Source organism: Paenibacillus sp. FSL R10-2736, assembly GCF_038000245.1.
GTDB classification, from domain to species: domain Bacteria; phylum Bacillota; class Bacilli; order Paenibacillales; family Paenibacillaceae; genus Paenibacillus_AQ; species Paenibacillus_AQ phytohabitans.
In genome coordinates this window covers 1,674,322-1,700,393 of the sequence record NZ_JBBOBN010000001.1, presented here as the reverse complement: position 1 = coordinate 1,700,393, position 26,072 = coordinate 1,674,322, and the positions used below count along the sequence as shown (strand labels likewise).

At 49.4% G+C, this 26,072-nt stretch carries 18 protein-coding genes; 3 read left to right on the top strand and 15 right to left on the bottom strand.

The genetic code is table 11. The features are described 5' to 3' along the window. Positions 1–5 precede the first annotated feature (5 nt). Positions 6–1,991 (top strand): beta-galactosidase, encoded by a 1,986-nt coding sequence (locus tag NSQ73_RS07250; RefSeq protein ID WP_340985908.1) that lies wholly within the window; start codon positions 6–8, stop codon positions 1,989–1,991. A gap of 193 nt (positions 1,992–2,184) precedes the next feature. On the opposite strand, the gene NSQ73_RS07245 is transcribed toward NSQ73_RS07250, so the two are convergent. The 8 genes from NSQ73_RS07245 to NSQ73_RS07210 form a co-directional block, all read right to left on the bottom strand. After that, entirely contained in the window at positions 2,185–4,293 is a 2,109-nt protein-coding gene (locus tag NSQ73_RS07245) for a serine hydrolase (protein WP_340985906.1), read from the bottom strand. Positions 4,294–4,369: 76 nt separating this feature from the next. Beyond that, complete coding sequence (aroA, locus tag NSQ73_RS07240; RefSeq protein ID WP_340985905.1) at positions 4,370–5,740, bottom strand: 3-phosphoshikimate 1-carboxyvinyltransferase; 1,371 nt, start codon at positions 5,738–5,740, stop codon at positions 4,370–4,372. Continuing rightward, positions 5,697–6,935: a Coenzyme F420 hydrogenase/dehydrogenase, beta subunit C-terminal domain gene (locus tag NSQ73_RS07235; RefSeq protein WP_340985904.1), complete on the bottom strand. Its 1,239-nt coding sequence runs from the start codon at positions 6,933–6,935 to the stop codon at positions 5,697–5,699. Before NSQ73_RS07235 ends, aroA begins: the two co-directional genes overlap by 44 nt. A gap of 18 nt (positions 6,936–6,953) precedes the next feature. Beyond that, a complete protein-coding gene (locus tag NSQ73_RS07230; RefSeq protein WP_340985903.1) occupies positions 6,954–8,132 on the bottom strand; it encodes a glycosyltransferase family 4 protein in 1,179 nt (392 codons plus the stop codon). 21 nt (positions 8,133–8,153) lie between these two features. Continuing rightward, complete coding sequence (locus NSQ73_RS07225; RefSeq protein ID WP_340985902.1) at positions 8,154–8,588, bottom strand: hypothetical protein; 435 nt, start codon at positions 8,586–8,588, stop codon at positions 8,154–8,156. Next, positions 8,581–10,641 (bottom strand): alpha-amylase family glycosyl hydrolase, encoded by a 2,061-nt coding sequence (locus tag NSQ73_RS07220; RefSeq protein ID WP_340985901.1) that lies wholly within the window; start codon positions 10,639–10,641, stop codon positions 8,581–8,583. The genes NSQ73_RS07225 and NSQ73_RS07220 overlap by 8 nt, the downstream gene beginning before the upstream one ends. A 2-nt stretch (positions 10,642–10,643) precedes the next feature. After that, entirely contained in the window at positions 10,644–11,783 is a 1,140-nt protein-coding gene (locus tag NSQ73_RS07215) for a DUF1611 domain-containing protein (RefSeq protein WP_340985900.1), read from the bottom strand. A gap of 20 nt (positions 11,784–11,803) precedes the next feature. Further along, a complete protein-coding gene (locus tag NSQ73_RS07210; RefSeq protein ID WP_340985899.1) occupies positions 11,804–12,946 on the bottom strand; it encodes a DUF1611 domain-containing protein in 1,143 nt (380 codons plus the stop codon). Positions 12,947–13,144: 198 nt separating this feature from the next. On the opposite strand from NSQ73_RS07210, the gene NSQ73_RS07205 reads away from it, so the two are divergent. Both NSQ73_RS07205 and NSQ73_RS07200 read left to right on the top strand, forming a co-directional pair. Then, the gene (locus NSQ73_RS07205) at positions 13,145–14,056 is read left to right on the top strand and encodes a LacI family DNA-binding transcriptional regulator (RefSeq protein ID WP_340985898.1); all 912 of its coding nucleotides are present in this window, start codon (positions 13,145–13,147) and stop codon (positions 14,054–14,056) included. A 48-nt stretch (positions 14,057–14,104) separates the two neighbouring features. Then, positions 14,105–15,370 (top strand): MFS transporter, encoded by a 1,266-nt coding sequence (locus NSQ73_RS07200; protein WP_340985897.1) that lies wholly within the window; start codon positions 14,105–14,107, stop codon positions 15,368–15,370. On the opposite strand, the gene NSQ73_RS07195 is transcribed toward NSQ73_RS07200, so the two are convergent. The 7 genes from NSQ73_RS07195 to NSQ73_RS07165 form a co-directional block, all read right to left on the bottom strand. Then, complete coding sequence (locus tag NSQ73_RS07195) at positions 15,351–16,703, bottom strand: sigma-54 interaction domain-containing protein (RefSeq protein ID WP_340989220.1); 1,353 nt, start codon at positions 16,701–16,703, stop codon at positions 15,351–15,353. The two genes, NSQ73_RS07200 and NSQ73_RS07195, sit on opposite strands and share 20 nt — an antisense overlap. 157 nt (positions 16,704–16,860) lie before the next feature. Beyond that, positions 16,861–17,820, bottom strand: a complete 960-nt coding sequence (locus tag NSQ73_RS07190) for a DUF561 domain-containing protein (protein ID WP_042139058.1) — start codon at positions 17,818–17,820, stop codon at positions 16,861–16,863. A gap of 66 nt (positions 17,821–17,886) precedes the next feature. Continuing rightward, on the bottom strand, positions 17,887–19,125 hold the full coding sequence (locus NSQ73_RS07185; RefSeq protein ID WP_340985895.1) for an L-lactate MFS transporter: 1,239 nt from the start codon (positions 19,123–19,125) through the stop codon (positions 17,887–17,889). 40 nt (positions 19,126–19,165) lie between these two features. Then, positions 19,166–20,752 (bottom strand): acyl CoA:acetate/3-ketoacid CoA transferase, encoded by a 1,587-nt coding sequence (locus NSQ73_RS07180; RefSeq protein ID WP_340985894.1) that lies wholly within the window; start codon positions 20,750–20,752, stop codon positions 19,166–19,168. Positions 20,753–21,447: 695 nt separating this feature from the next. Then, entirely contained in the window at positions 21,448–23,841 is a 2,394-nt protein-coding gene (locus NSQ73_RS07175) for a beta-glucosidase (RefSeq protein ID WP_340985892.1), read from the bottom strand. After that, a complete protein-coding gene (gene glf, locus NSQ73_RS07170; RefSeq protein WP_340985891.1) occupies positions 23,838–24,944 on the bottom strand; it encodes a UDP-galactopyranose mutase in 1,107 nt (368 codons plus the stop codon). The genes NSQ73_RS07175 and glf overlap by 4 nt, the downstream gene beginning before the upstream one ends. 85 nt (positions 24,945–25,029) lie before the next feature. Beyond that, positions 25,030–26,046 (bottom strand): glycosyltransferase family 2 protein, encoded by a 1,017-nt coding sequence (locus NSQ73_RS07165; protein ID WP_340985890.1) that lies wholly within the window; start codon positions 26,044–26,046, stop codon positions 25,030–25,032. Between the last annotated feature and the right edge of the window lie 26 nt (positions 26,047–26,072).

Genomic DNA, 26,072 nt, shown 5'->3' with positions numbered 1-26,072 from the left:
ACAGGATGACGATTAAGATTGGAATTGATTATTATCCAGAGCAATGGACTCCCGAGCTATGGGAGAAGGATGCAGCGCTTATGCAAGAGACGGGTGTTGCTGTTGTGCGAATGGCGGAATTCGCCTGGAGCCGCATGGAACCGACGGAGGGTGATTACCGGTTTGAATGGTTGGATGCAGCTATAGATGTATTCGCCGCGCGCGGCATGGAGATCGTATTATGCACCCCTACCAATACCCCGCCGAACTGGATGACAACCCGTTATCCGGATGTGCTGCCAATGGATGAGCAACGTCAAATCATCCGGCCGGGTGTACGTGGACATCGTTGCAACAACAGCTATTCCTTGAGAATGCTGGGCTCCAAATTTGTGGAAGCGATGTCACAGCGCTACGCGAAGCATCCCGCGGTCATTGGCTGGCAAATCGATAACGAGATGCACTACCAGGAATGCCATTGCGATACGTGCAATCGTGCATTTGTCGCTTGGCTGCAGGGGCGTTATTCGAGTCTGGAAGAGTTGAACCGGGAGTGGGGCACAGTCGTCTGGAGCGGGGAGTACAGCAGCTGGGCCGAGGTAACGACGCCGCTCGGCGGCAGCAAGCCGATGAATCCTTCCTATCTTCTCGAGTACAAGCGGTTCTGCTCGGACAGCGTAGGCTATCTGCTGGGATGGCAGCTTGAAATTCTGCGCAGCAACTGTCCAGGACAATTCGTGACGCATAACATGTGGCAATACCCGAATAGTCTGGACTATTATGACCTTTACAAAGAGCTGGACTTCGCTTCTGTTGATTATTATCCGAATGAGCTGTACCACGATTATGGCGACCGGTTTCCGAGGAACGGAGCGCTGTCACTGGACTTGGTTCGCGGCATCAAGCGCCGCAATTTCTGGGTCATGGAGCAGCTGAGCGGAGCGCAGGGCGCCTGGATGCCAATTCAGCGCACCCCTTATCCCGGACTGATCCGAGCCCGATCCTGGCAGACAATCGCCCGCGGTGCCGACATGGTCGTTCATTTCCGCTGGCGGAGTGCTGCCTTCGGAGCCGAACAGTTCTGGCATGGGCTTATCGACCATAGCAATGTTCCTGGACGGAGGTTCAGGGAGTTCGCAGAGCTTACTCGCGAGGTGAACCGGCTGGGAGAACTGCTGGCCGGCTCAACAATCGTTACCCAGGTTGCGATTCTGCATTCGCATGATCAGCATACGGCGCTTTCCCTCCAGCCGCAAGCGGAGGGGGGAATGCATTATATGGACAACTTGTCCTCTATGCACAATGCATTTTTGAAAATGGGCGTCGGTACGGACGTTATCAACTGGACCGAGGCGCTCGATGGCTACAAGCTGGTCATTGTCCCTTCCCTCTTTCTGTTAAATGAAGAAACCGTGCAGCGGCTGGAGCGATTCGCAGCCGGGGGCGGCACGGTGGTCCTCACCAATCGGACAGGTGTGAAGAACATGAGGAATGTATGTGAGATGCTGCCTCTCCCGGGGCTGCTGGCGGAAGCAGCGGGGGTTGTCGTTAGTGAGTATGATGCGATTGGCAACAGCGAGCATCGGATTCGGAACGCGGAGGGCCAGACATTCGCTGCGAAGCAATGGTGCGATCTGCTGGAACTGCGAGGAGCAGAACCGATTGCCTGGTATGACAACGACTTTTACGAGGGGGTGCCGGCGGTTACTGTCAATAAGCTTGGTGAAGGTGAAGTGTATTATGTCGGCACTTGGCCGGAGCCATCGTATTTCTATCAGCTGTTCGAAGGCATACTGAAGGAAAAGGACCTGGCGCCCAAGCTCCAGCTGCCGGAAGGTGTCGAGCTGTCGATTCGATCGAAGGGTAAGGAAAGCTTCCTGTTCCTGATCAATTTGACGAATGAGCAACGAGAGGTTACGCTTGACGTTCCCTATCGCAGCTTGTTGACGAGCAAAAGATCGGAGCAGAAGGTGATGCTGCCGGCTATGGGAGTAGATATTCTAACTTTATAGGAACAGCAGCATACTTCATTGCAAAGAGCTGTCTCACAAGGCGGAATACCTTGAGGGACAGCTCTTTATTTGTGTTCAACAGAAGTGTCGATGGACGTATGTTAAAATGAGCCAATTTTGTATTTTAGAATCTCATCAAGCCTTCCAACGGCCATTACTGGAATATCCAGAGTGATTCATACTTAGATTCTTTTCATTCGGCGGATTTCTCCGCCAGTCCGGCCACGATCTGATCTATCGGATTCGTGAACAGGGCATACAGAATGGCAGCATTCTCCTGTTTACTCAGGGCTTCTCTGGACTTGAAGTCAACAGCGCCCTTGGCATCAGCCTTGATGGCCGGTCCGTATAAGCCCAGAGCCACGACCATCTTCACTGCCGGAACTGCCCATTTATCCGTATTACCGGCCAGCTTCACATCCTGGAACAGCTTATCCGGGTATTGTGCACTGAGCAGTCTCCATACCATGACCGCCGCCTCCTGTCGGGAGATGATCCGGTCAGGCTGGAATTCACCGCCTGCTGTTCCCTCAACCATTCCAAGTTCTACAGCCATTTGTATATAACCGGCATCCGGATGGCCCTGCAGATCAGGGAACGCCAGCTTCGTGGTCTTGCTCTCTTTGACACTGCTGCTCTCCAGCATCAGCCGCACATACTCGGCACGCGTAATTCCCGCCTCAGGCTCGAAGCGGAGCGCCGCATCATTCGGCAGATAGCCCAGCGACTGCAGCATCATAACCGGAACCGCATAAGGATGGCTCGCAGAGACATCGGCATAACCGGCGCCATCCGGCCCTTTCTGCGCATAGCTGTAAGGATTGAGATAAGGCTCTTTCAGATAAGCTCCTTGTCCGCCCGGCGTCAATTCAAAACCGGTAAATTTCTTGGTAAGCTCATCAATGAACAGATTATCGTCTACCTGGCGCAGCTGGCGGGTGCCCAGCAAGGCATCGCTAATGGTAAGCGCACCCTCATGCGCAGCAACTGTGGAGACCAGGCTCTTGAGACGGAGATCCGCATAGTATCCGGTGAACGCATCCAGAGCTTCTGCACTCAACGGCTGGAAGGTGTCCAGCTTCGCCGGTGCGGCGTATTGCGGGAAGAACGCCTGGATGAACGCCGGATAGAACATTTCCCGCAGTGCACTCTGCTGATTATAGGCAATGAACACCCCGGTGTTCTGCTCAGGGATCAGGAACATATAAGTGCTGAAGCCGATTAAATCGCCTGCTTTGGTGATAATCTTGGAGCTGCTGCCGGCACCGGGAAGCTGAATCGGCGCTTCGAAGCCGTAGGTGGTATTCGGCAGCAACGGGTGGATGGAGGAACGGTATTCCTCCATGGCATCTATAGTACTTGCAGCCAGAATGCGGCTATTCCCGGAAGTGCCTCCATTCAGAAAAGCAGTCATGAACTTGCCGATATCATCTGCAGTAGACAGCATACCTCCATGCGGCATAACAGTAGGAGTTACTGTATACAGATCAAGCGCCTTGCCGGTGGCATCATAGGCGGTAGCCAGCTCTTCTTTCAGCTTGCCTTCCAGCAGGTAGCCGCTTGAATCCATATTCAGCGGGGAGAACACATACTTCTCCATATAATCCTCATAAGGCATGCCGCTGGCCTTCTCTACCACCAGACCCAGCAGCAGTGAGGCGAAGTTGTCATACATATAGGAAGTCCCCGGCTCACGGACAACCGGCGGCATATTCCGCAGCACATAATCCTCAATTGATACCTTGGTTTCGAAATCATCGTTGATATCTTCCGGCTGCGGGTCCTGAATCCGGAAGCCGGTGGTGTGGGTCAGCAGATCCTCCACCGTTACCGGAACGCCGAAGGGATTGTCGAAGACAATCGGTCCGGTATAGACTTGAAAATCCGCTTTCAAATCAATTTTGCCTTGCTCTACCAGCTGCATGGCGGCAGCGGCAGTGAAGGTTTTGGATACCGAGGCCATGCGGAAGACCGTTTCATCCGGGTCTACCGCTGTTTTGGCAGCCTTGTCCGCGTAGCCGAAGCCCTCTTCAATCACCGTCTTGCCGTCCTTAACTACAATGACAACCGCACCGGCAAGCTGCGCTTTCACCTCATCCGCACTGAAGAATTGCTTGAGGAATGCTGCCGCATTCTCCGTCGTTAACGGTTTGGCCTGTCCGGTTACAGACGCCGGAGGTGCAGATGCCGCAGGAGCGGCAGATGCTTGTACCGCCGGGGCAGCAAGCGTCAGAACCAGGGCAGCAGCAAGCACTGTCCTCGTCCAAAAGGCAGAACGGTTACGCAATAATGACAACTTCATTCACTTCACTCCATTCCATGAAATAGTAGATATAGTTGTTTCTACGGCATTTCATGGAAATGGGTTCAGATAAATATCAATCTGGACGCAAAATATCAATATGCGCAAACTGTGAGAGATCCTCTACGAAGCCTGGATACGAAATATTGATACAGCCGCAGTTACGGATGATCGACGGCTCCTCCAGGCTGCTGGCCAATACAGCGGCGGTCATGGCGATCCGGTGATCGCCACAGCTGTCTACAATGGCAGGCGATAGACGCTGGCCGCCATGAATGACCATTTCATCCTCACTGCAGGTAGTTTCCACGCCAAAGGCTCTTAGCACCCCTGCAGTGGTCTGAATCCGGTTCGTATCCTTGTCTCTCAATTCCCGGCAGTTCCTGATCACAGAATCCCCTTCTGCGAATACCGATACCGCAGCGAGCAGAGGAACCTCGTCTATCAAGCTCTGTATTCGCCCGTTGCCTTCAGCACAGACAGGCGACAACCAGGTTCCCGGGGTGCAATAGATATCTGCGATTGGCTCCCCGGATATCAGCTCCTCTTCCGCTTGCAGCGTCAAAGGAAGCCCCATCTCTGTGAGCAGACGGATGAATCCGCTCCGGGTTGGATTAACACCTACCCGCTTAATCAACAAGCTGCCCTTGCGCCCCATTCCCCGGATAGCATATGCAGCCAGCAGAAAAGCCGCTGAGGACAGATCCCCCGGAACCATTACATCCCTGGCGGAAAAGGCACTTCCTCCCTTCAGGAAAGTAACATCATGATCAGAACGAATATCTATGCCGAAATACTGCATCAGGCGTTCGGTGTGATCCCGGCTTTGACAGTTTTGCCGATAACATGTGATTCCGTCCGCATATAATCCCGCGAACAGCAGGGCGGACTTTTCCTGTGCACTGAATACGGTGGCTTCCATTTCTATGGGGGACAATGGTGATGCCCCCTGAATCCGCAGAGGCAGACAGCCTTTCACCCCAAGATATTCAATCACAGCCCCCATGTCTGTAAGCGGCTGAACAACCCAGTCCATCGGTCTTGCCGAGAGCAGTGGGTTCCCTCCGAGTTCCGCAGCAAAGGACTGTCCTGCCAGGACAGACAGCATCAACCGGGCTGAGGTGGCCGTATTCCCGACCTCAAGTCTGCCCGCCGGTGCCTGTAAGCCCCGCAGCCCTCTTCCATTCACAGACAGGTCATCCCCATTCCATGCAAACGTTACACCTAATTGGCGGAGAATCGCGATACAGCTCTCAGTGTCACGGGAACGCAGCACATTGTACACCTTGCCTTGGCCTTCGGCGATAGCGTTCAGAACAATGGCCCGCTGGGAAATTGATTTGTCTCCGGGAACCGAATCGAATTTGAAGGAACACAACTCCCGCTTCGCCTTAATCCGCAAATCACATGTGGCCGGTAGCCCGGCCCTGCTTCGTACCAATTCCAATTCTGATCACCTCGTCATCGGAGAGTATTTGCGAGTAATCCATATCTCTTCCGGGAGCCAGCGGAATCCTCCGGTCGCCCATTGCTGCATAGCTGCGGTACCGCTGCCGTTTCCGCTCCAGTCCGAGGTTATTCTCAAAGGTGTAATCGAACAGCTTAACCGCGTTCCGGCGCACCGCAAGCTCAAGCAGGTCAGCTCCTGTCTTCGTTCGCACCATTACCGTGGATGAGGCTTTGGCAGATATCCCTTCCCTGCTGGAATCAAAAATATTGGGATCTCCATCCGAAATCGAAATATCAGCAAGGCCTGACCACCAATCCGGACAAGCAAGACAGCGAAAGGTTTTAAACTTTTTGAATTCCTCCACCAGCCGGTAAAAGGGCAGATAATGCTCCTGCCCCTGCCGGGTCCTGACCATGAACTGCCCCGGATATTCCCCTTCCCGGTACTTCATCAAAACTACGTCAGCCAAGTCGATCCCCAAGATTTCCGTAATCAGATGCTCGGTACCGCCCAATGAAGTGTTGGACGCGCATCCCAGCTCAATCGTGAACGCCACTTTGTCTGCCAGTACAGTGGACGGCGAGTGTTCCGGCAGATTTAGCAGCTTGTTGATGCCTTGAATCTGGCAAGGTACGCCTATGATGCCGATCTTGTCATATCTGCGATCCTGCAGCAGATCCAGATTGGGAGTAATACAGTAGCTGGTCTGGGCACACTCAATAATCCGGTCCACTGAATCGGCAAGGTAGGCCTTCGGCACCCAGGGACGCTCCTTATCTCTTCCCACAACAATCACCGCGTCAGCAAGCTTCTCCTCCAGCGCGGTAACCGCCAGGATCGTCCCCGCCCCGCCGGCTGCCGCCCGGCCGAGAATCTCCGGGTCTGCCGCCGACAATTGACAGGTAGACAAGTAGATGCCGGTCCAGCGTTCAAGCTCTGAACGGTTACGGCCGAAGATGCGCCGCTCAGATTCCATAACGCCTGTATCATAGCCCGGGCACACCTCCGAGCAGAGATTGCAGCTTCCGCAGGTGTCGGCCGCCTGGCTCTCCAGACCCTGAAAGACCGGGAGCGAGATGGAATCTCCGTTCATCGCAAGCAGACCTTGGGGACACACTGCAGCGCACAATCCGCAAGAGGCGCATAGCGATAGATCTAGAATCTCTTCCTTGAGTGTTATAAAAGATGTCATACCGGCATCTTCCCTTCCTCATAATCTCACGCCGCTCAGCGCGGAATAGACTTCCCTGGTTCTGTCAGCAATGGGGTTCCAGTCATACCGCAGCAGCACCTCCCGCCGCGCTGCTTCTGCAAGCAGGCTCCCCTCATCCGGCTCACGGAGCAACTGTCGAATCCGGCCCGCAAGCATGTCAGAATCTCCGGATATGCTGGTGAGTCCAGTCCGCCCATGCTCGACAATCTCGGCCAGTCCCCCTTCTTCAGACACAATTACCGGTGTACCGCTCCCCATCGCTTCCAGCGCCACAATGCCGAAGGGCTCATATAAGCTGGGAAATACACAGACATCGGCAATCTGGAACAGATAGCTTTTCTCCAGGCTGTCCACGAAGCCGGTGAAGTGTATGCTTGTACCCAGCTCAGCCGCACTGGCTTCAAGCTCGGCGAACATCGGTCCCCGGCCTGCGATAATACAGGTGCATTGCGGGAATTCCCGCACTACCTTATGCATGCTTTGCAGCAGCACCTGTACCCCTTTTTCCTTCACTAGTCTTCCAATGAACAAGATAATCTCTCCGCCATTGCGCGCATACTGCTCTCTTCTGAAAGGATGTGCGGGAATCAGCTCCAGTGAACGGAGATCAATGCCGTTCGGAATAATCTCCGTCCTTGACTCCTCAAGACCATGCACAGTACAGACCTCCCGCTGCATATGCAGGCTGCATACAATAACCTTGTCCGATGTAGAGACCAGTTCATTCTCAATGGCATGAATCGTATGCTGCTGAGGCGTGAATACTCCCTGGTTCCTACCGAACTCTGTAGCATGGATTGTTGTAACAAGCGGTAACGACAACCGTTGACGGAGAAGAAGGGCTGCGTAGCCCACCAGCCAATCATGCGCGTGAATAAGATCGAGGCTTACGTTCCCGATTAGCCGGGATACAACGTAATCTACAATCGCCAGATTGAACTGAAGCACCCAATCCTCGAAATCGGTCAAGTTCTCATAAGAATTCACACGGTGCACGTATACGCCGTTCTCCACTTCCAGAACGGGCCGCCCGGGAGCGCTATTGGTGATTACATGAACCTCGGTCTGCCCGCTTGCCAAATGCCTGGACAATTCATAGACATGCGGGGCCATCCCTCCGATCACCACAGGCGGATACTCCCAGGACAGGATTAAGACAGATGCGCTGGACTTCATAGGTTGTCCCCTCCTAATCTCTCAATGTGCAGAAAGTGAATATCCTGTGAAGAATTCCCACCATGTATTTTGCTCCAGCAGCGGAGGTGAAGAATGGTCTCTTTGGAAGGAAAGCCAGTCGGAATATTCGAGGCTGCCGTCATTACAAACAAATAACACATTAGATCTTAAAATTGGTACAAACGTTTGCACTTTTTTAATAATCCCTAAATCTGCATAATAGTAACGTTCTTGCGGCCTCGGAATCCGCATCTCCAGCGTTTGCCCGAGCGGCTTGTACACAGGGAAAAGGAACTGGGCAAATTTGTTGTCGGAAGAGAGGGTGGTTAGCCGGACAGCCTGCTGCAGCTCAAGCCAGCCACCTTTGAAATGCCAGGCAATCAGCCGCCTTGTCTCTTCGTCCAGCACCGTTCGAAAGATCAGACGCGTCCCGTCAAACTGCAATCTCTCATCCATACGCAGCATCTCCTTCGGACAGCTGATTAGACTCCTGGTGACATCCCTGCCACTCCACGATCATTTCCGATACACCCTCCGCAGGCGTATGGATGTAATGAACCTCCCCTTGCTCCATGCGCACAATACCAGAGTCACCCCTTAGCAGAAAATTGAACCCGATCCGGCAGTCTGCGGGCAGACTGATATCGCAATACCAGGTTGGATACCGGTAGACGATATGATTGTAAAACGGCCCTGCGGCCCTCTCTGCATTCCATTCTCCAAGCTCATACACGTTCCCCGTCACATAGACCCTAGTATCATATTCGGTATACAGATTCTTGACTACCAGCCTTACCGTGACCAGCGTTCCTGTCCACACCGTCAGTTCTTCCGCCAGCTGGAACTCGCTCTCCCCGCCTGTCAGACCTTGTACAGAATGTGTTCCCGCCGGGACCGCCGGAATCCTGGCTACGATCTTCTCCGATTGCCATGAGATTACATCAGCCTCATAACCGCCAACCATCAGACGGCCGTTGTTACCTAAATGTCTGCCCCGGATAATAAGCTCACTTCCCGGCGCCGCTGCTTTGGGATAGAAGTGTAAGGCGGCTAGCTCCTCCAGATCTGACTCATGAACATAGATATAAGCAGACTGAGGTGCCAGTATCACATTTTGTATGTCCCCTTCGGCTCCGGCAACTGCCTGACGGTCTGGATAAATGTCCTTAAGCAGGCTGGAGTAAGCGCCTTGCGGCAGGGAAGTAACCAGCGGAGGCAGTGTATGTCCGCTTTCACCCTGATTAATTAGAATAAGTGCAACATCCTTCTTGCAGCTGCGCTCGAATACGAGCACCCCCGAATTCACATACAGCAGCTTCGTATTACCGTAACCAATCGCAAGATTACATGCTCTTAAACGATTAAGCTGAGCCACTAACCGGTAGGCCGTTGTCTCCCTGCTGAAGGAGCTCATCATGGCACGATTGCCGGGATCATCCCCGCCGCTCATGTACTGCTCGGTTCCATAGTACACCACAGGCAGGCCTGCGGAAGTCAACAGCAGCACAAGCGCCAAATCCGTAAGCCAAGGGTCAGAATCCCGGGTGAACCGGCTCATATCATGATTATCCAGAAAAATAAGCTGGTCATACAAATGCTTATAGCTGCCGGAGGATTCACATAGCATTTCGGCAAAAGCACCGAAGCCCTGCGGCCCATGAAAGGCCTCGCGGATCGCATGGGTGAACATAAAATGCAGCAGACTCATTCCGGTCCCATTGGCAAAAGCAGCATTGTCCTGTGTGCGGCCATGTGCTTCAAGAAACCACTCCCCGAACACATAAGCCGGTTTCCTGGCATGGATGAAGCCGCTCAAGGCGGTTAACCAGCCTGGGGGAATATGTTTGGCCGCATCGATCCTCACACCGTCCACCCCCAGATCTAGCCAGAAGGCAATCCCTTCCCGCAAAAGCTCATCCACTTCCGGGTTCATCTGATCCAATCCGGCCAGGTCATACAAATTCCGGTACTGCGAATCTTCGGCATCCCGAAAAGCAGTGCCGCCATTATGCAGAAATACACGCTCCAGGTCTCCCGAATAAGTAGCTACCAGCTGGCCCGCTCGGTATATTGCGCCATTCTCCATATAATCCGGCCGCAGCTCCAGTGCCGGGGACGTATGATTCGGCGTAAAATCAATGATTACCTTAAGTCCGTGCTCATGCGCTGTGCTCAGCAGAGCTCTGAATGTATCCATAGAACCGAAATAAGGATTGGGCCTCAGGAAGTCTCTGGGCCAATAGCCATGATAGGAAGCCGTGCCTTCTTCATCGTCCGTGCACACATGAATGTTCTCTGCCGGCTGGGAAATCAGGATCGCGCTGACCCCCATACCGGTAAGATATCCGTCCTGAATCCTGGCAATAATTCCTGTCCAGTCGCCGCCGAGATATTTTCGCAGATTGCCTGTGCCAGAGCTGAAGAGCTCCGCTCGCGGCCGGCTGGCAGGGTTGCCTTCGCAGAACCGGTCAGTGACAATCTGATAGATGCATTCGCCCGGATTCAGCATGTTTACTTACCAGAAGCGGCCGGAATAGCATTCGCTTCCTCCAAGAGAAGATTCACCGCTGCTTCTGCCTGTTCGGTAAAGAGGACCTGAATATGAAATTTCTGTTCCAGTTCAAGCTTGCGGGCCAATCGTTGTTCAAGGGGATAGATCTCATAATGCCCATAAGAGGTTTCAAGCTTATCCGGCAGCAGCAGGGCAAGCGGCCGCCTGGAGTAGATTCTTAAGATTTCAATCGCATCAAGTATAGCGCTGTCATCATCATAACCGGCAATCAGCAGAACATATTCCGGATCAAATGTCCGCAGCATCGCGTATCGCAGAGAATTGAAAGCAATATTCATTGTGGGAAGAATGGAGCTTTGCCCCGCCATAACGATCCAATCGCTGCCGCTCTGCTGGGCTTGATGAACAACAGTATCGATATAATACGGGTACTGCTCCAACGGACGGTGCGCCAGGAATTTGAAGATATCCCCTTCAGGCTGCCCGAACAGGAATCCGGTTGGCTCTGTGATAAAGGCTGTAGCCGGAATGCCCAGCGCTCCGAACTGCCGATAGAGATTCATCTGCATGGTAAACTTGCCAATGCACCCCCGCGTAGCAAAAACACCAACTCTCTTAATCGTTCTGGGGCGGGCAAACATCAAGGCTTCCTTCTCGAACTGTCCCAGATAGCACTCAATATCTGTTCCGCCCGTGCTGTAACGCTCATCCATCTCCTGAAAAAGCTGCTCCTGAGGACTGTGAACCACATCGATTTTTAATTGCTGCTCTGCCATCCAGTTCAGGGTATCCCTGTCATAAATTTCATGAACACTGACTACCCTTAAGCCCCGGCCAGAAGCATACAAGACCAATTTCCGCCATAATTCCGCCAGATCATGCTCAGCGAATACACCTTTGTTCCCCCCAAAAGTCGTGCCGGGATCATTGAGAATCAGAGTGTCCGCATCCTTCAGACCAGCTTCCATAGACGAATGAATAAGAATTCCCGAATGCTTCCCGTCCACCTGCTCTCCGGCATCTTGTCCGTCTTCCTGCACGAAGTCGATTACCGACACAATCTCCACGCTCAACAGGTCACGAAAGCGAAGCAGACCCTGCGTGATTTTATTGAAGGGATACAGGACAACCCTTTCCATATTCACCGCCTCCGCCCGGATCATAATTTGACAGTCTTCTTATAGCCAGCCAGCTTGGCAGCCAATCTGCCAATGTCCAGCACCGATTCAACATTCTCGGCTGCAAACCGGCTGCGGATCTCTTCCTTGCGCTGTTCTATTTCTTCCGGGGTCTTCGAGATGTATTCTCCGAAATCAACTTCGTATTTATCCGGAATCAGAATGGCAAACGGCCGGCTGCCATTGCCGTAAACGCGAAGAATATCGAGGCTGTCTCTAATCTGCTCATCATCATCGTAGCCTGCGATCAGGATCGTCAAATCGGGCTGTAAAGCGCGCAAATAGGAGACCTTGGTCGCTGCAATCACGAAATTCTCATTCGGAAGCAAGGAGCCTTGACCTGACAGCAGGACATAATCACAGCCTTCGCTCTCTGCTTCCCGGACAGCCGCGTGAATGTAGTACGGATATTGGCTCAGCGGCTTATTGGCAATAAATTTCATTATATCGCCGCCCGGTTGATTGAAGAGTGCGGCTGTAGGCTCGGTTATAATCGCCTGAACCTTCTCTCCTGCCTGCTTAAGCGCCCGGAATAATGACATTTGGGCAGTGAATTTCCCGAGGCATCCTCTTGTTGCGAATATCCCTACCTTGCATATATTGCGGTTATAAGCGGTTATTTGTGCGTCCATATCAAAATAAGATAAGTAAGTGGCTATTTCATCTCCAGGGGAAGGAAAAACATATTCTGTATGAAGCCGGCGCTGCAGACTTGCGGGGATTTGCGGTAGAATTTCAATCGTGATTCCATTCTCGAGCAGCCATTCCAGGGTCGGACGGTCAATAATTTCGTGCACACTGATGATCCGCAGCTTGTGCTCATGGGCAGAGACAACCAGCATTCTCCACAGCTGGCTGAGCTTATGCTCGCCGTACACACCCTCGTTATTTCCGAAGGAGGTTCCTGGATCATTCAGAATAAGAGTATCCGCTAAGCCAAATACCTCTTCAAAATTGTCCGTGACCGGAATGCCCGCCGCACGCCCTTCCACCAGCTCTGCTGCATCTTTGCCCTTATGCAGGACAAAATCAACAACCGCCCTTACTGTAAAATCCGTTAGATCCCTGAACCTGATGATCCCTTGCGTAATCTTATTGAAGGGATACAACACTACATTGTCCATGCATAACCGCCTCCCATAATAGAGTAAAGAATAGACAACAACCGGTAGACTTAACCGATTAAGCTGATACTACAATATTTTACATATTATATCAACAACAAGAAATAAAAGGTTTATTATGACACATCACATCCAGGATTGACGACTGATCCAGCTAATGTTAATCTTTAGGAAATCAACAGACAGGAGATTGGTGCGTTGAAAAAAACGACTATGAAGGACATCGCCATCCGTGCTAACGTATCCGTTGCCACCGTAAGCTATGTGCTGAATCGTGTGGATAATCAGACCATTCCTGAGAAGACGCGCCGCCAGATTATGGAACTGGCTAAAGAGCTCCGCTATATTCCAAACTTAGCAGCCCGCTCACTGGCAAACCAAAAAACCGGTCTGATAGGTGTATTGGTCCACAAATCCAAGTCATTGCCCTACTGGAAGCTGCATGCCCAGCTCGCCTTCATTCATGCTTTGGAGCAGCGGCTTACAGCGGCCGGTTATCATACGCTCCTCTATTCTCTGGATACCGACACCCCTTCGCTGGATATTATCGTTGAACGCAAGCTGGAAGCCGTGTTTCTCATTGATGCACAAGACCATTCCTTCTACTCGATCTCCAGACACTTTGTCGAGGGCATCCCCCTGATTCTGATCGACAGCATGATAGAGGATAAGCTGTTCAAGCAGGTGGTGTTTAATTACCGCTCAGCGCTTGAAAAAGCACTTCCCGAAGATCTGTCGCAGGTCTGCTTGATTATGGAGGGCTTCAATAATTCGCTTCTCACCCGCTATATCCGCAGCAGTGTTCCTCTGGCTGATGATGCTGTCTTTGAGATCCGTGAACTTCAGGATTTGCTTCCGGCAATGGATCAACACCGCTTCAAGCAGGCAATTGTGATCAATGAATTCATTGGCAGCTACGTGGAGAAGTCTGGAAAGTTCGAGCATCTTACGGTAATCTGCACATGTAATTCCCCGGAAATGCTGGGTGAGCATGTGAAGAAGATTCTTTTTCATGGAGACAAAGCGGAGGTTGCTTATGAACTCATGCAAGAGCTGTTGCACCATTCGGACTACTCCGAGCAGGTGAATAACTGTTATTATGTCGACTAATTTTTTTTGAGGGTTAACTTAAGCGTTTAAGTTGAAAGGAGAGTAACTATGCCAGAACCCGTTATAGCCAGCCAGGCTGCCCCTGTGGTTCACTCCTATCCAAAACTATGGGCCAACAAAAAATTCATGCTGCTGCTCTGCTCCTTTTCCATTTCCCTGTTCGGCAACACCTTTCACAATATCGCTCTCAGTCTCTGGGTGCTTCAGACCACCGGCAGTGCCAAACTGGTGGCTGTACTGACGATCATTAATCTGTTGCTCAGCTCGCTGCTCGGATCCATTGGAGGAACGTTTGCGGATCGAACCAACCGCAGAACCATCATGCTGGTCACGGATCTGATTAGCTGCATACTGGTAGTATCACTCGCCCTGGTCATCTCTCTCCCTTCCGCTTCCTTCATTATCGTGGCCCTGCTTACTGCGTTGACCACTGCATCTGCCCTTTTCCAGTCCCCCGCCTACCAGGCCTCCATTATCACCGTGGTCGGCAAAGAGCATGTCCAGCAAGCCGTAGGCATGCTTAACCTGTCAGAGAATATTTGCCGGACAGTCGGCTTTTCCATGGGCGGAATCTTTGTAGCGGGCTTTGGTGCGGCGGATGCCATTTTATTCGATGGAGTCACGTTTGTAGTCTCCTTCCTGCTGGTTCTTGCGGTCCGTTCCCTTCCCGTGCCGACACGCGTGAATGCTGAGCCCGGGCAGAAGAGGAATTTTATTCAGGACCTTGGGGACGGCATACGGTATATCTGGAAATTCCCTTTTGCCAAGGCCGTCATCATTATGCTTCCGACGCTCACTCTATTCTTCATGCCCTCGCTGATGCTGACCCAGGTTATGGCCGTCAACGTCTGGAAGGCAAGCCCGTTCCAGTTCGGACTCATGGAAGCTTGTATCCCGCTCGGCTATATGATCGGCTCAGGCCTGATTATGATCCTGGGCTCCAGAATCAGACGGAGAGGATTATTTATTATGAGCGGTCTCTTCTGTCTGGGCCCGATGTACATCCTGTTATCCTTCATCACTTCTGCAGCCACAGCCATTCCTGTCGTTCTGCTGATTGGATTCATGTTCTCGTTCTGCACGCTGCTGATCAATATCATCCTCAGGCTGGAAATATCGGAAGAGATTCAGGGCCGGGTCTTCGGAGTACTTGGGTCGATTATGAGTGTCGCTCCGTCGATCGGTCTAACGCTTGTCTCCTACCTCTCGGATTATTTCAGTCCGGGTCCGGTCATGGGTTCCATTGGTCTGCTGCTGTTCCTGTTCGCCTTATATGCTTCCACCAGGCTCAAGATCATTCGGGGTTATAACTAAAATCCCGCAGTACTTCTTCCATTTTCTTCAGCTTTCTGTAAATAACCGACCGGTCCACACTTAATTTTTTGGCCGCTTCTGTACCGTTTCCATAACAATCCTTCAGCACTTTTACAATATAACGGCCCTCTGCTACTGCAGTGAAGTCTTTCAGCGCAGACAGGTGATGTTTGTTCTTGGCTATGAAGTGGTCAATTGCAAACCAGTCTGCCACCTGATCCTCTTCCTCCTGGCTAACTCCCATGTATTCGGTAACCACAAGCCGTTCGATATAATTCCTAAGCTCTCTTGCATTCCCGTGCCAGGGCTGACTCAGCATCTTCTCAAACTCTTCCGCACTTAAGACATATTTCTTCCCGTACATGTGATTGAAGCTGGCGATATAACTGGAGATTAGTCCTACAAGGTCCAGCTTGCGGTTACGGAGCGGAGGAATATGAATCGGGATCACATTAATCCGGTAATACAGATCTTCGCGGAATAGCCCTTTCTTCACCATACTCCACAAATCCCGGTTCGTAGCTGAGATCACACGGCAATGGACCGGTATATTCACGATGCCGCCGACGCGTCTTACTTCATTATTCTCCAGAACCCGCAATAGCTTGGCTTGCATCTCAAGCGGCAAATCCGCTATTTCATCCAGAAAAAGAACCCCGCCACTCGCAATTTCAATCATGCCCGCCTTCACTTCCGTCTGTCCTTCCATGACTCCTTTTTCGTATCCAAACAATTCATATTCGAATAGAGCCGGAGCTATCGCTGCGCAATTAATCGCAATGAAGGGCCCCTTCCACTTTTCACTTCTCAGATGAATATATTTCGCTATAACCTCTTTACCGGTCCCGGACTCACCATAGATTAACACTTTACTGTCGTAGGACGCGATCTGGTTGCAGACTTTAATAATCTGTTTCATGGCCAGGCTTTCAGCTACAATCCCTTTGCCTTCTCCCGCTGCTGCTTCTCCCAATTGCTTGTTGATCTGCTGGGTTACAGGTACATTTGCTTCATAATAGGCGTGCTCCTGCTTGAATTCATTAGAAGTGGTGACTACCAGCTGCACCTCCCCATCCTTATCCAGAATAGGAATCGCTGTTGAGAAGATATGAAATCCTCTGGAGGTGATGACATTCTTCGAAACCTTTTGTTTACTTTGAATGGCCTCCATCGTAATCGAATGAGGATAATAGCCGGCCTTCACCAAGTCCTGGACATTCGCCTTCAGCAGTTCCTCCAATTGAACTCCGATGGTTAAAGCGGTAAATTCATTGGAAATTAATATATTTCCGTGTGGATCGGTCACAAATAAAGTGGACGGCAGCTCTTCCATAATTTCGTCTATCGTACGTTTACCTGATTTTTTATTTCTTTTAGTCAAATTTATCATTCCTATACTATTATAGTAACGCTTACATCCTTATTTAGAAAAAAAGCCAAACGATATCATTACGTAAATGATACCACTTGGCTTATGATATGACACTTTATTATGCGCCTACAACTGATAATGGTCCCAGCTGTAAATGCCCCAGCTTCCCGAGGGTTTCCTGCGCCTCTTCGAACATGGTGGTAATCATCTCTTCAACCGTAGTAATCTTATTCACCATCCCGCAAATCTGTCCAGCCATTACGGAGCCCGTATCTGTATCTCCTTCAAATACGGCACGGCGCAAAGATCCCAGGCTTAATTTCTCCAGCTCTTCGCGCGAAGCCTTCTCATTCTCTAGTCTCAGGAATTCAGCAATCATACTATTCTTTATGCTTCTTACCGGACCGCCCAGGCTGCGGCCAGTCACTGTTGTGCTCGTATCATCTGCAGCAATGACGGCTTGTTTGAAGTTCTCGTGGGTAGGGCATTCCACGGTAGCCAGGAACCGGGTTCCCACCTGAACGCCTTGTGCTCCGAGTGCAAATGCCGCTGCGATGCCACGACCATCCGCAATCCCTCCGGCTCCGATTACCGGAATCGACACTGCACTGGCGACTTGAGGCAGAAGGGCCATCGTCGTGGTTTCACCCACATGTCCGCCTGCTTCGGTTCCCTCGGCAACAATTGCATCCACACCTAAGGCTTCCATTTTCTTGGCGATTTTGACCGAAGGAACTACCGGAATGACGATAATGCCATGTTCTTTGAGCGTCTTCATGTATGGAGCAGGTGTGCCTGCACCTGTGGTCACAATCTTCACGCCTTCTTCGATAATGACCTCAATAAGCTCAGGGATATTGTTCATCATCAGCATCAAATTTACTGCGAAGGGTTTATCGGTGCTTGCCTTCACCTTACGAATCTCGTCACGAAGACGATCCGCAGTAAATCCGCCTGAACCGATAATGCCCAGACCTCCCGCATTGGACACAGCACCTACCAGAGGAGAAACCGCGATTTGAGCCATCCCCCCCTGAAAAATCGGATATTTAATCCCTAATAATTGTGTAATCGACATTGTGTTAACCTCCATTTATAGTGTTCGTTAATGTAACTCAGTTATTCATTAATGTAACTCAGTTTCTTAAGCGGCTTGGGTAACTTCAGGCTGTGGCGGCTGTTGTTTATCCATTGCTTTGTACACAAAGGTTAGAGCAAAGCCAACCAAAGAGATCACCAGCGCGATGTAAAAAGCATTCGTGAACATTCCGTCATTGGCCGCTGCCACCTTACCGGCAATTCTCGGTCCGAAGAAGGCCGCTCCTGAATAACCGATAAAGGTTACACCATAGTTCACACCGTAATATTTCATCCCGAATTTCTCGCCGACAATCGAAGGGAAGATGCCCATGGTTCCGCCGAAGCACAAGCCAATGCCTGCAATGGCTACCGCAAATCCGGCGATGGATGTCGATAATGCTATAGTCAGCATCATGGCCGCAATGACCAGGTAGATCATGAGCAGAGATTTTACCCGGCCGATTTTGTCGGATACAGCGCCCCAGAATACACGGCCGATGCAGTTACTGAGTGAGTACAGGCTTACATATAGTGCTGCGGCTGCTGCGGAGAGGCCAAACATCTTCTGTCCAATGACAGATGCGTTGGCGGTTACCATCATTCCTGACAAGGCACCGATTAGGAACAGGCAGGCGATGACATAGAATAGAGGCTTCTTGATCATTTCGTGCCATTGTACATTAACGCCACCCTTGGCAGCTCCGGCAGCCGGAGGCGCCCAGCCCTCAGGAGCATAACCGGCCGGAGCAGGTTTAACGAGCAGACCCAGACTCAGAATAATTACCAGGAAGACGGCACCGAGCATGATCAAGGCCGGCTGGACACCCTGACCGCTGATTAACGCGTTGGCTATAGGTGCGATAACGATGGTTCCGCCGCCGTAGCCCGCTGTAACAATTCCTGCAGCCAAGCCTCTTTTATCCGGAAAGAGCTTTACACTGTTGCCAATGGTAGAGGAATATACAATCCCCTGGCCGATCCCGGTAATAACACCATAAGTGATATACAGCATCCAGGGTGCGGTTGCGAGTCCCGACAGAATGAAGCCAATCCCGAACATGGCTCCGCCGATAAAGATAGCCTTCCTCGCTCCCCCTTTATCGACCAGCTTCCCTCCCAGGATCATTGGAATTGGAGAGATCGCTGCATTGATCGTAAAAGCCATCATAATATCAGGCATCGAAACATCAAACACTTTGGTTAATGGAAGGGCGAAAATACTGAATGCGTATATTGCACCTACACAGATATTAATGATGGCCGATGCGATCAGTATCCTCCAGCGGTTTAACTGAATATTCATGAGATCATCCCTTTTTATAGTGTATTGAAGCAGTGATAGATTAATAAACTTCCAATAAGACCCGGTTTTTCTCGATAATGATAGATTTCAGCTTCCCCCAGTGTTCGTGGAACATAGCTTGATCCATTTGCTTGAGTGCGGGTGAGATCACCGGTTCAAACTCCATCTGATCCAGAATATGCGTCTGCAGGTCAACACCCGGTGCGATTTCAGTTAAGGTTACTTTTCCATCCAGTAGCTCAAATACCGCGCGCTCCGTAACATATACAACCGGTTGCTCTACCTTTGCCGCATAGGAGCCGCTGAACGTGATCTGCTGCACCTTCTTAATGAACTTTTTCACTTTTCCCTCTTGAAGGATGTGCAATTTCCCGTCTTCAACCTTGATCTCCAGACCGCCGGCGGTAAATGTACCTGCGAATACCAGCTTTTTGGCTGCCTGAGAGATATTAATGAAACCGCCGCATCCGGCTACCCGGGTACCAAATTTGCTGACATTTACGTTCCCGGACTCATCCATTTGAGCGAGGCCAAGGACAGATAAATCGATACCGCCTCCATCATAGAAATCGAACTGTGCGTCATGATCTACAATGGCCTCAGAGTTATAAGCATGGCCGAAGTCCTTCAGACCTGCGGGAACACCCCCGATAGAACCGGCCTCCGTGGTTAGAATCAGCTGGTCACTTACTCCCTCCTCTTCTGCTATGTTGGCAACATTAACCGGAATTCCAACCCCAAGATTCAGGATCGCATTCGGCTGAAGCTCTATTGCCGTCCGGCGGGAGATGATTTTGCGCTCATCCAGCGGCAGCGATTCAATAGATTCGGTAGGCACCTTAACATGACCGGAGAATGCCGGATTATATTGGGTGTTCTCTGTCTGGTAATGATTCTCCGGCTTGGACACGACAATATAATCTACTAGAATCCCTGGAACTTTAACATCCTTAGGGTTAAGGGTGCCGCGCTTGGCAACCGTCTCTACCTGGGCGATCACGATGCCTCCCGAGTTGCGGACCGCCTGGGCAATAGGCAGAACCTCCATATGCAGGCCTTCCTTTTCCAGCGTCAGGTTGCCATTCTCATCAGCCACGGTTCCGCGGATCAAGCCGACATGAATGGGAAAGGATTTATAGAATAACCACTCCTCGCCCTCTAGCTCGATAACCTTTACAATGTCTTCCTTCGTGGACGGGGACATTTTGCCGCCTTCGACCCGGGGATCAACGAACGTCTCCATGCCTACTTTGGTAATCACACCCGGACGCTTGGCGGCAATTTCCCGGTAGAGCTGAGTAATTACACCCTGGGGCAAATTGTACGCTTCACATTTGTCTTCTTCGATCAGCTTCGCCATCCCGGGGGAAGCAATGGCAATTCCGCCAATCCAGCGTTTAATCAATCCTTCATGGCCTAAGTGGCTCATCCCTTTGTCGCGGCGGTTGCCGACTGCACTGGCGTGCATGACCGTCAGATTTCTCGGCAGCCCCGTTTGCATGAAGCGGTCCTCAATGGCTATCCCCATCTCTTCTGCCCAGCAGGATAATCCAAATCCGCTGGCTGCCACTGTATCTCCGTCTTTGATGAGTTCCGCTGCTTTGGCGGCTGAAATTACTTTGGTCATTTCATCTGCTCCCTTGTATGTGAATAATTTCACTTCGCTGATTAAAAAAATAAAACGCTTGATTGATACGCTTTGAAAGTATTGTGAAATATTTCTCAATGTCATCGTATTACAGAAAAAAGGACCGGTCAACCGGCCCAAAATGGCTTTAATTCAAGGTTTTTTTCTGTTGTTTTTTTGCGACTGGCACTGTTGAACGCACCCTTTTCAAGCACGTTTTGTCTGCAATGCCTGATAAGCAGGCCTGAACAAACAGCTGAAATACACGGCTGAATATCCCCCACCCGGCTTAGAGGTATGAGTCGCAAAATAACCACACTATTTCTTCCCTCTTACTCTGGCCGTTAGTGACAACAACGCGTAGGCGGCCTTTCCTATCCGGCGGATAATACAAATGCATGCAGAATCGAAATTAAGATATTCCGTACCTATCCAGAAAAAATAAAATATTTTTCGCATATTGCGTAAATTGCATTTTTGCAACAGCGGATTGTTGCGGAAGTATTCAAAAAATAATTCAAATCCTTTTTATGTGGACGTAACCTTCCTTTTCACTGGTGCACCAGACCGTAGTCAAAGAAAGGGCATTACCATGCGCATGTCCTAAAAATGAACGCCCGCTGATAATGCCCCCTAATATAAAAATCTGAAAACTTAATTTTTGTTGAATGATTTTGTTCATCCTAATGCATGGATCAAATCCACTTTGTATATTTTAATACATGACTTAATCCTCTAAAAAAACGACCATTTACCATCATCAAAATCCCATCCAGCATCTTCATATTCACAATTCCGCCTGTCATTCTCGCAATACCTCTGAAGGGCATATGATAAATAGACATCATGATGATATTAGCTGTGCTTCTCTTTTCGATCTTTATTAAAAACCAATGAACAAAAACTATTAAATGGTAAACAAACCTCGCACTTCTTCCCTTTGCATACTGGCACTGGGCAATCGTATCGTTGTACCCCAGAGGCTGTGACCGGTCCCATTTAGAGACAGGTATTTTATATCCAAGCAGATATTCAAATTCAGTCGAGCTGACATTGTTGGCTTTTCCCGAATAATAGGTAGGAAGCATATCCTTATCATAAGGAGGCGGTGCACCCGTCCCTTCTACAAACAGGGTGTCTGCCAATCGGATGTCTGCACTTGAAGCACCGATACTGATCTCATAGTCCGCTGCTTCGATTTCCCATTTATTTGTCTTCACGTTGAAATAGCGGAATGTTTTATCATCAAAAGGCAGCGTTACTTTCCGGGTCTCTCCCGCAGCCAGACGCACTTTGGCAAATCCTTTTAATTCTTTAACCGCTCTAAATATTTCCTGCGATTTACAGCCTACATATAGCTGAACAATCTCCATTCCGGGAACATCTCCGGTATTCGTTAATTCAAATGTTACCCCTTTACTGGAAACCTCAAGGTTGGAGTACTCATATTGGGTATAGCTTAGACCGTAACCGAACGGGAAAAGCACGTTCTTAATTGCTGTATCATAATAGCGGTAGCCCATATAAATGCTCTCTCTGTATTCTACGGTGGCTTCCTTACCCGGGAAGTGGTGATAGGAAGGCGTATCTTCATAACACAGGGGATAGGTTTCTGCCAGTTTCCCTGAAGGATTCACTTCTCCCGTTAAAACCCTCCCAATAGCCCCCGCTCCTGCTTGCCCCGATAGATAACCGTGGATTAATCCTTTAATCTTATGAATCCACGGCATCTCTACCACAGAGCCGCAAGCGAGCACTGCTACAATGTTGGGGTTAACTTTATATAATGCGTGTAATAGGTTAATCTGATTCCGGGGGATCTCCATGCTTCGTCTATCTAATCCTTCAGTTTCAGAAGCTTCGTCCAGACCCATATATAGAAGAACAACATCAGCTTTTTGGGCAAGAGCACAAGCCTTATTCAGTTTTTTCATATTATTCTTGCCTTGACGTTCAAAACCGGGCTCATATCCAATACTGATCAAATTTGATTGTTCTAGATCATCTAACAGATTACCGGTAATTGTTGGATTTACAATAGAAGATCCAGCCCCCTGGTATCTTGGATTTTCCGCAAAATTACCGATTACGGCTAACTTCATACCTTTTCTAAGGGGTAATATATTCCCTTCATTTTTAAGAAGCACCACAGACTCTTCAGCAGCTCTCTTTGCCAGCTTATGATGCTTTTCCACATCAAATTTCCCAGGTCTGCTGGAAGCTATTCTTGTTGTAAAAATAAGCTCAAGTAGTCTGTTCACACATTCATCTAATCCTTCTTCCACGATTTCTCCGCTCTGGATGGCCCGGATGATTTCAGCATTCGTCTCGCCTGCGGTTGTCGGCATCTCGAGTTCATTGCCAGCTAACAATCCTGCTAAGCGGTCATTACTGCCGCCCCAATCAGTGACAACAACCCCTTGATAACCCCATTCATCACGCAAAATATCCCTCATTAAATGGATGTTCTCATTCGTGTAACTTCCATTAAGAAGGTTATAGGAAGACATAAGCGTCTTCGGCTTGCCTTCCTGAACAGCGATTTCAAATGCAGTCAGATAGATTTCCCTAAGCGCTCTTTCATCTACACATGCATCTATTGACATCCGTCTCTCTTCTTGATTATTTACTGCGAAGTGCTTTACACATGCTGATATTCCCTGTGATTGAATGCCCCGGATGTAACCAGCAGCCATTTTACCGGCAAGATGCGGATCTTCACTGAAATACTCGAAGTTCCTTCCGCAGAGAGGGTTTCTCTTCATATTAATACCAGGCCCGAGAAGAACATTGACTTGCTGCGAAGCAGCTTCCTCTCCAAGATACTCTCCAATCCTCTCACCAAGCTCCACATTCCAGCTGTTAGCTACAGTCGCAGCGGTTGGGTAACAAGTTGCTTGAATGCTGGCATTTAGTCCAAGATGGTCTGCTGCTGCTGCCTGCCTTCTAACACCATGTGGCCCATCCGCCAGATACAGGCTGTGGATTCCCAGACGGTCGATGTTTTGAGTCGTCCAGAAATCCTTACCTGACATTAACAATGCTTTCTCTTCTACACTCATTTGGTTAATTAAAGTTTCATACTTCATCTGAATTCTTCTTTGACTAAGCTTAATGCTGCTGCAATGACTTGATGCATATCGAAATATTTATACATACCCAGTCGTCCCCCGAGCACAATATTGGGCAGATCCTCCGCTAGCTCACGGTACTTTCTATATTTCTCATTATTACCGTCATCATTTAAAGGGTAATACGGCTCGTCACCCTTTTTCCATGTTTGCGGGTATTCTCGAGTAACGATGGTCTTTGGCTGTTCGCCAAATTCAAAATGTTTATGCTCAATAATCCGCGTATATGGGGTTTCTGCATCCGTATAATTGACCACTGCATTTCCTTGATAGTTTTGCCGGTCCAAAGTAACGGATTCAAATCTTAAACTCCGGTATTCTAATTCACCGTACCTGTAATCAAACAATTGATCGATCATTCCTGTATAAACAATCTTGGGGTATTCTTCTAAGTAAGCCGCTTTATTTGCAAATAAGTCTTGATTCAACTCTAGGTCAATCAATTCACCAGACAGCATTTTTTCAATGATTTGCGTATAGCCGCCGATAGGAATTCCCTGATACCGGTCATTGAAATAATTATTATCATAGGTGAAACGGACAGGGATCCGTTTGATAATGAAGGCAGGCAGCTCTGCTGCTTTACGCCCCCATTGTTTTTCGGTATAACCCTTTACCAGTTTCTCATAGATATCGAGTCCAACTAATGAAATAGCTTGTTCTTCCAGGTTATTCGGATCCCCAATTCCAGCGGCTGATCTTTGTTCAGCGATCCTTGACTGTGCTTCGTCAGGCGTAATCGTCCCCCATAATTGATTAAAAGTATTCATATTAAAAGGCAAGCTATATATTTCACCTTTATAGTTGGCAATGGGACTGTTGGTATAGCGGTTAAATTCGGCAAACTGATTAATGTAGTCCCAAATCCCTTTGTTATTCGTATGGAAAATATGCGCCCCATATTGATGTACCTGGATACCTTCAATATTTTTGGTGTATACATTACCGCCCAGATGATCCCGCTTATCGATTACCTTTATCCGTCTTCCCCGCTTGGCTGCTTCATAGGCAAAGATACTGCCGAATAGTCCGGAGCCCACAACCAGATAGTCGTATTTCATATAGTCTCACCCTGCCTTTTATCAAAATTTGCGGCGTAAAAAAATAAACCTGCAGATGAAGGGTCCATCCACAGGTTTGCAGCTTTCAATTGAATCCCACAATCTTCTGTGAGACTTTATAGGCAGATACCGTTATACTACGGCCCAAATACCCCGGAATATTCATCATTCTTCCCATGACTCCGTATCTGATCGTATTGTATAACTCAATATCTTTTTCATTCATATACTTCCACAGCTCTTTTTTCTTCAACAGATTTTCTTTCTTACGTGAACGGATTAACAGGATTGTAGAAATAATTGTGATAATCTCAAGGTAATTGAGCATATATTGGCGAAGCTTAGGACTTTTAATCTGTTCAATGTTCATTCCATCGATCATGAGCTTATTCACTTTAAGCTGCTGGTCTATTCTTTCAATCATCACTTTCTCATTAACCGACTGATCTTCTCGTCCAATGAAATACCGGTAGAAATCGACGTTCACATAATAAATCCGCTTCACTTTTTCAAGCGGTTTAAACACAAACAGATTGTCCACGTAGAAGGTATGCTCGGGAAGTGTGAAGCGGCATTCTTTTAACAAATTCGTGCGATAGATAATGGAATGCATTAAAATATACTGGCCTTTACGGAAGGATTTAATTTCATCCCAGGTGAACACCCGTCCCTCAGGAAGGTTCCGGTCATACTTCATTACCTTCCGGTGCCGTTTACCTGTTTTCTCATATACGAAATTGCTGACAACCATATCGACGGCCTTGCCCTCAGCGACCAGCGCTTTTAGCTTCATCCGGATTTGTTGATATGCCTCCCGGTCCACCCAGTCATCACTGTCCACCACTTTAACAAACAAGCCGGCAGCAACCTTAATCCCCGTATTCACCGCACCGCCATGGCCTTTGTTTTCTTGATGCACCACTTTGACCATCGATGGATACATGCTCTCGTAGCTGTCTGCAATCATTCTAGTGCCGTCGTTGGAGCCATCATTAACAATAATGATTTCAATTTCTTCGTCATTAACTAGCAGGCTGCTAATACAGCGGTCCATATAATCCTGTGAGTTATAGCAGGGTACAATGAATGACAATAATTTCATTATTACTAACCTCTTTTTATTCTTTT

Bases quoted from the DNA above. Each gene is read 5' to 3' on its own strand.
- NSQ73_RS07230 (WP_340985903.1), bottom strand. From the start codon at position 8,132: ATGAAGTCCAGCGCATCTGTCTTAATCCTGTCCTGGGAGTATCCGCCT.
- NSQ73_RS07220 (WP_340985901.1), bottom strand. From the start codon at position 10,641: ATGCTGAATCCGGGCGAATGCATCTATCAGATTGTCACTGACCGGTTC.
- NSQ73_RS07165 (WP_340985890.1), bottom strand. From the start codon at position 26,046: ATGAAATTATTGTCATTCATTGTACCCTGCTATAACTCACAGGATTAT.
- NSQ73_RS07200 (WP_340985897.1), top strand. From the start codon at position 14,105: ATGCCAGAACCCGTTATAGCCAGCCAGGCTGCCCCTGTGGTTCACTCC.
- glf (WP_340985891.1), bottom strand. From the start codon at position 24,944: ATGAAATACGACTATCTGGTTGTGGGCTCCGGACTATTCGGCAGTATC.
- NSQ73_RS07175 (WP_340985892.1), bottom strand. From the start codon at position 23,841: ATGAAGTATGAAACTTTAATTAACCAAATGAGTGTAGAAGAGAAAGCA.
- NSQ73_RS07225 (WP_340985902.1), bottom strand. From the start codon at position 8,588: ATGGATGAGAGATTGCAGTTTGACGGGACGCGTCTGATCTTTCGAACG.
- NSQ73_RS07215 (WP_340985900.1), bottom strand. From the start codon at position 11,783: ATGGAAAGGGTTGTCCTGTATCCCTTCAATAAAATCACGCAGGGTCTG.
- NSQ73_RS07180 (WP_340985894.1), bottom strand. From the start codon at position 20,752: ATGACCAAAGTAATTTCAGCCGCCAAAGCAGCGGAACTCATCAAAGAC.
- NSQ73_RS07245 (WP_340985906.1), bottom strand. From the start codon at position 4,293: ATGAAGTTGTCATTATTGCGTAACCGTTCTGCCTTTTGGACGAGGACA.
- NSQ73_RS07190 (WP_042139058.1), bottom strand. From the start codon at position 17,820: ATGTCGATTACACAATTATTAGGGATTAAATATCCGATTTTTCAGGGG.
- NSQ73_RS07195 (WP_340989220.1), bottom strand. From the start codon at position 16,703: ATGGAAGAGCTGCCGTCCACTTTATTTGTGACCGATCCACACGGAAAT.
- NSQ73_RS07210 (WP_340985899.1), bottom strand. From the start codon at position 12,946: ATGGACAATGTAGTGTTGTATCCCTTCAATAAGATTACGCAAGGGATC.
- NSQ73_RS07235 (WP_340985904.1), bottom strand. From the start codon at position 6,935: ATGACATCTTTTATAACACTCAAGGAAGAGATTCTAGATCTATCGCTA.
- NSQ73_RS07185 (WP_340985895.1), bottom strand. From the start codon at position 19,125: ATGAATATTCAGTTAAACCGCTGGAGGATACTGATCGCATCGGCCATC.
- NSQ73_RS07250 (WP_340985908.1), top strand. From the start codon at position 6: ATGACGATTAAGATTGGAATTGATTATTATCCAGAGCAATGGACTCCC.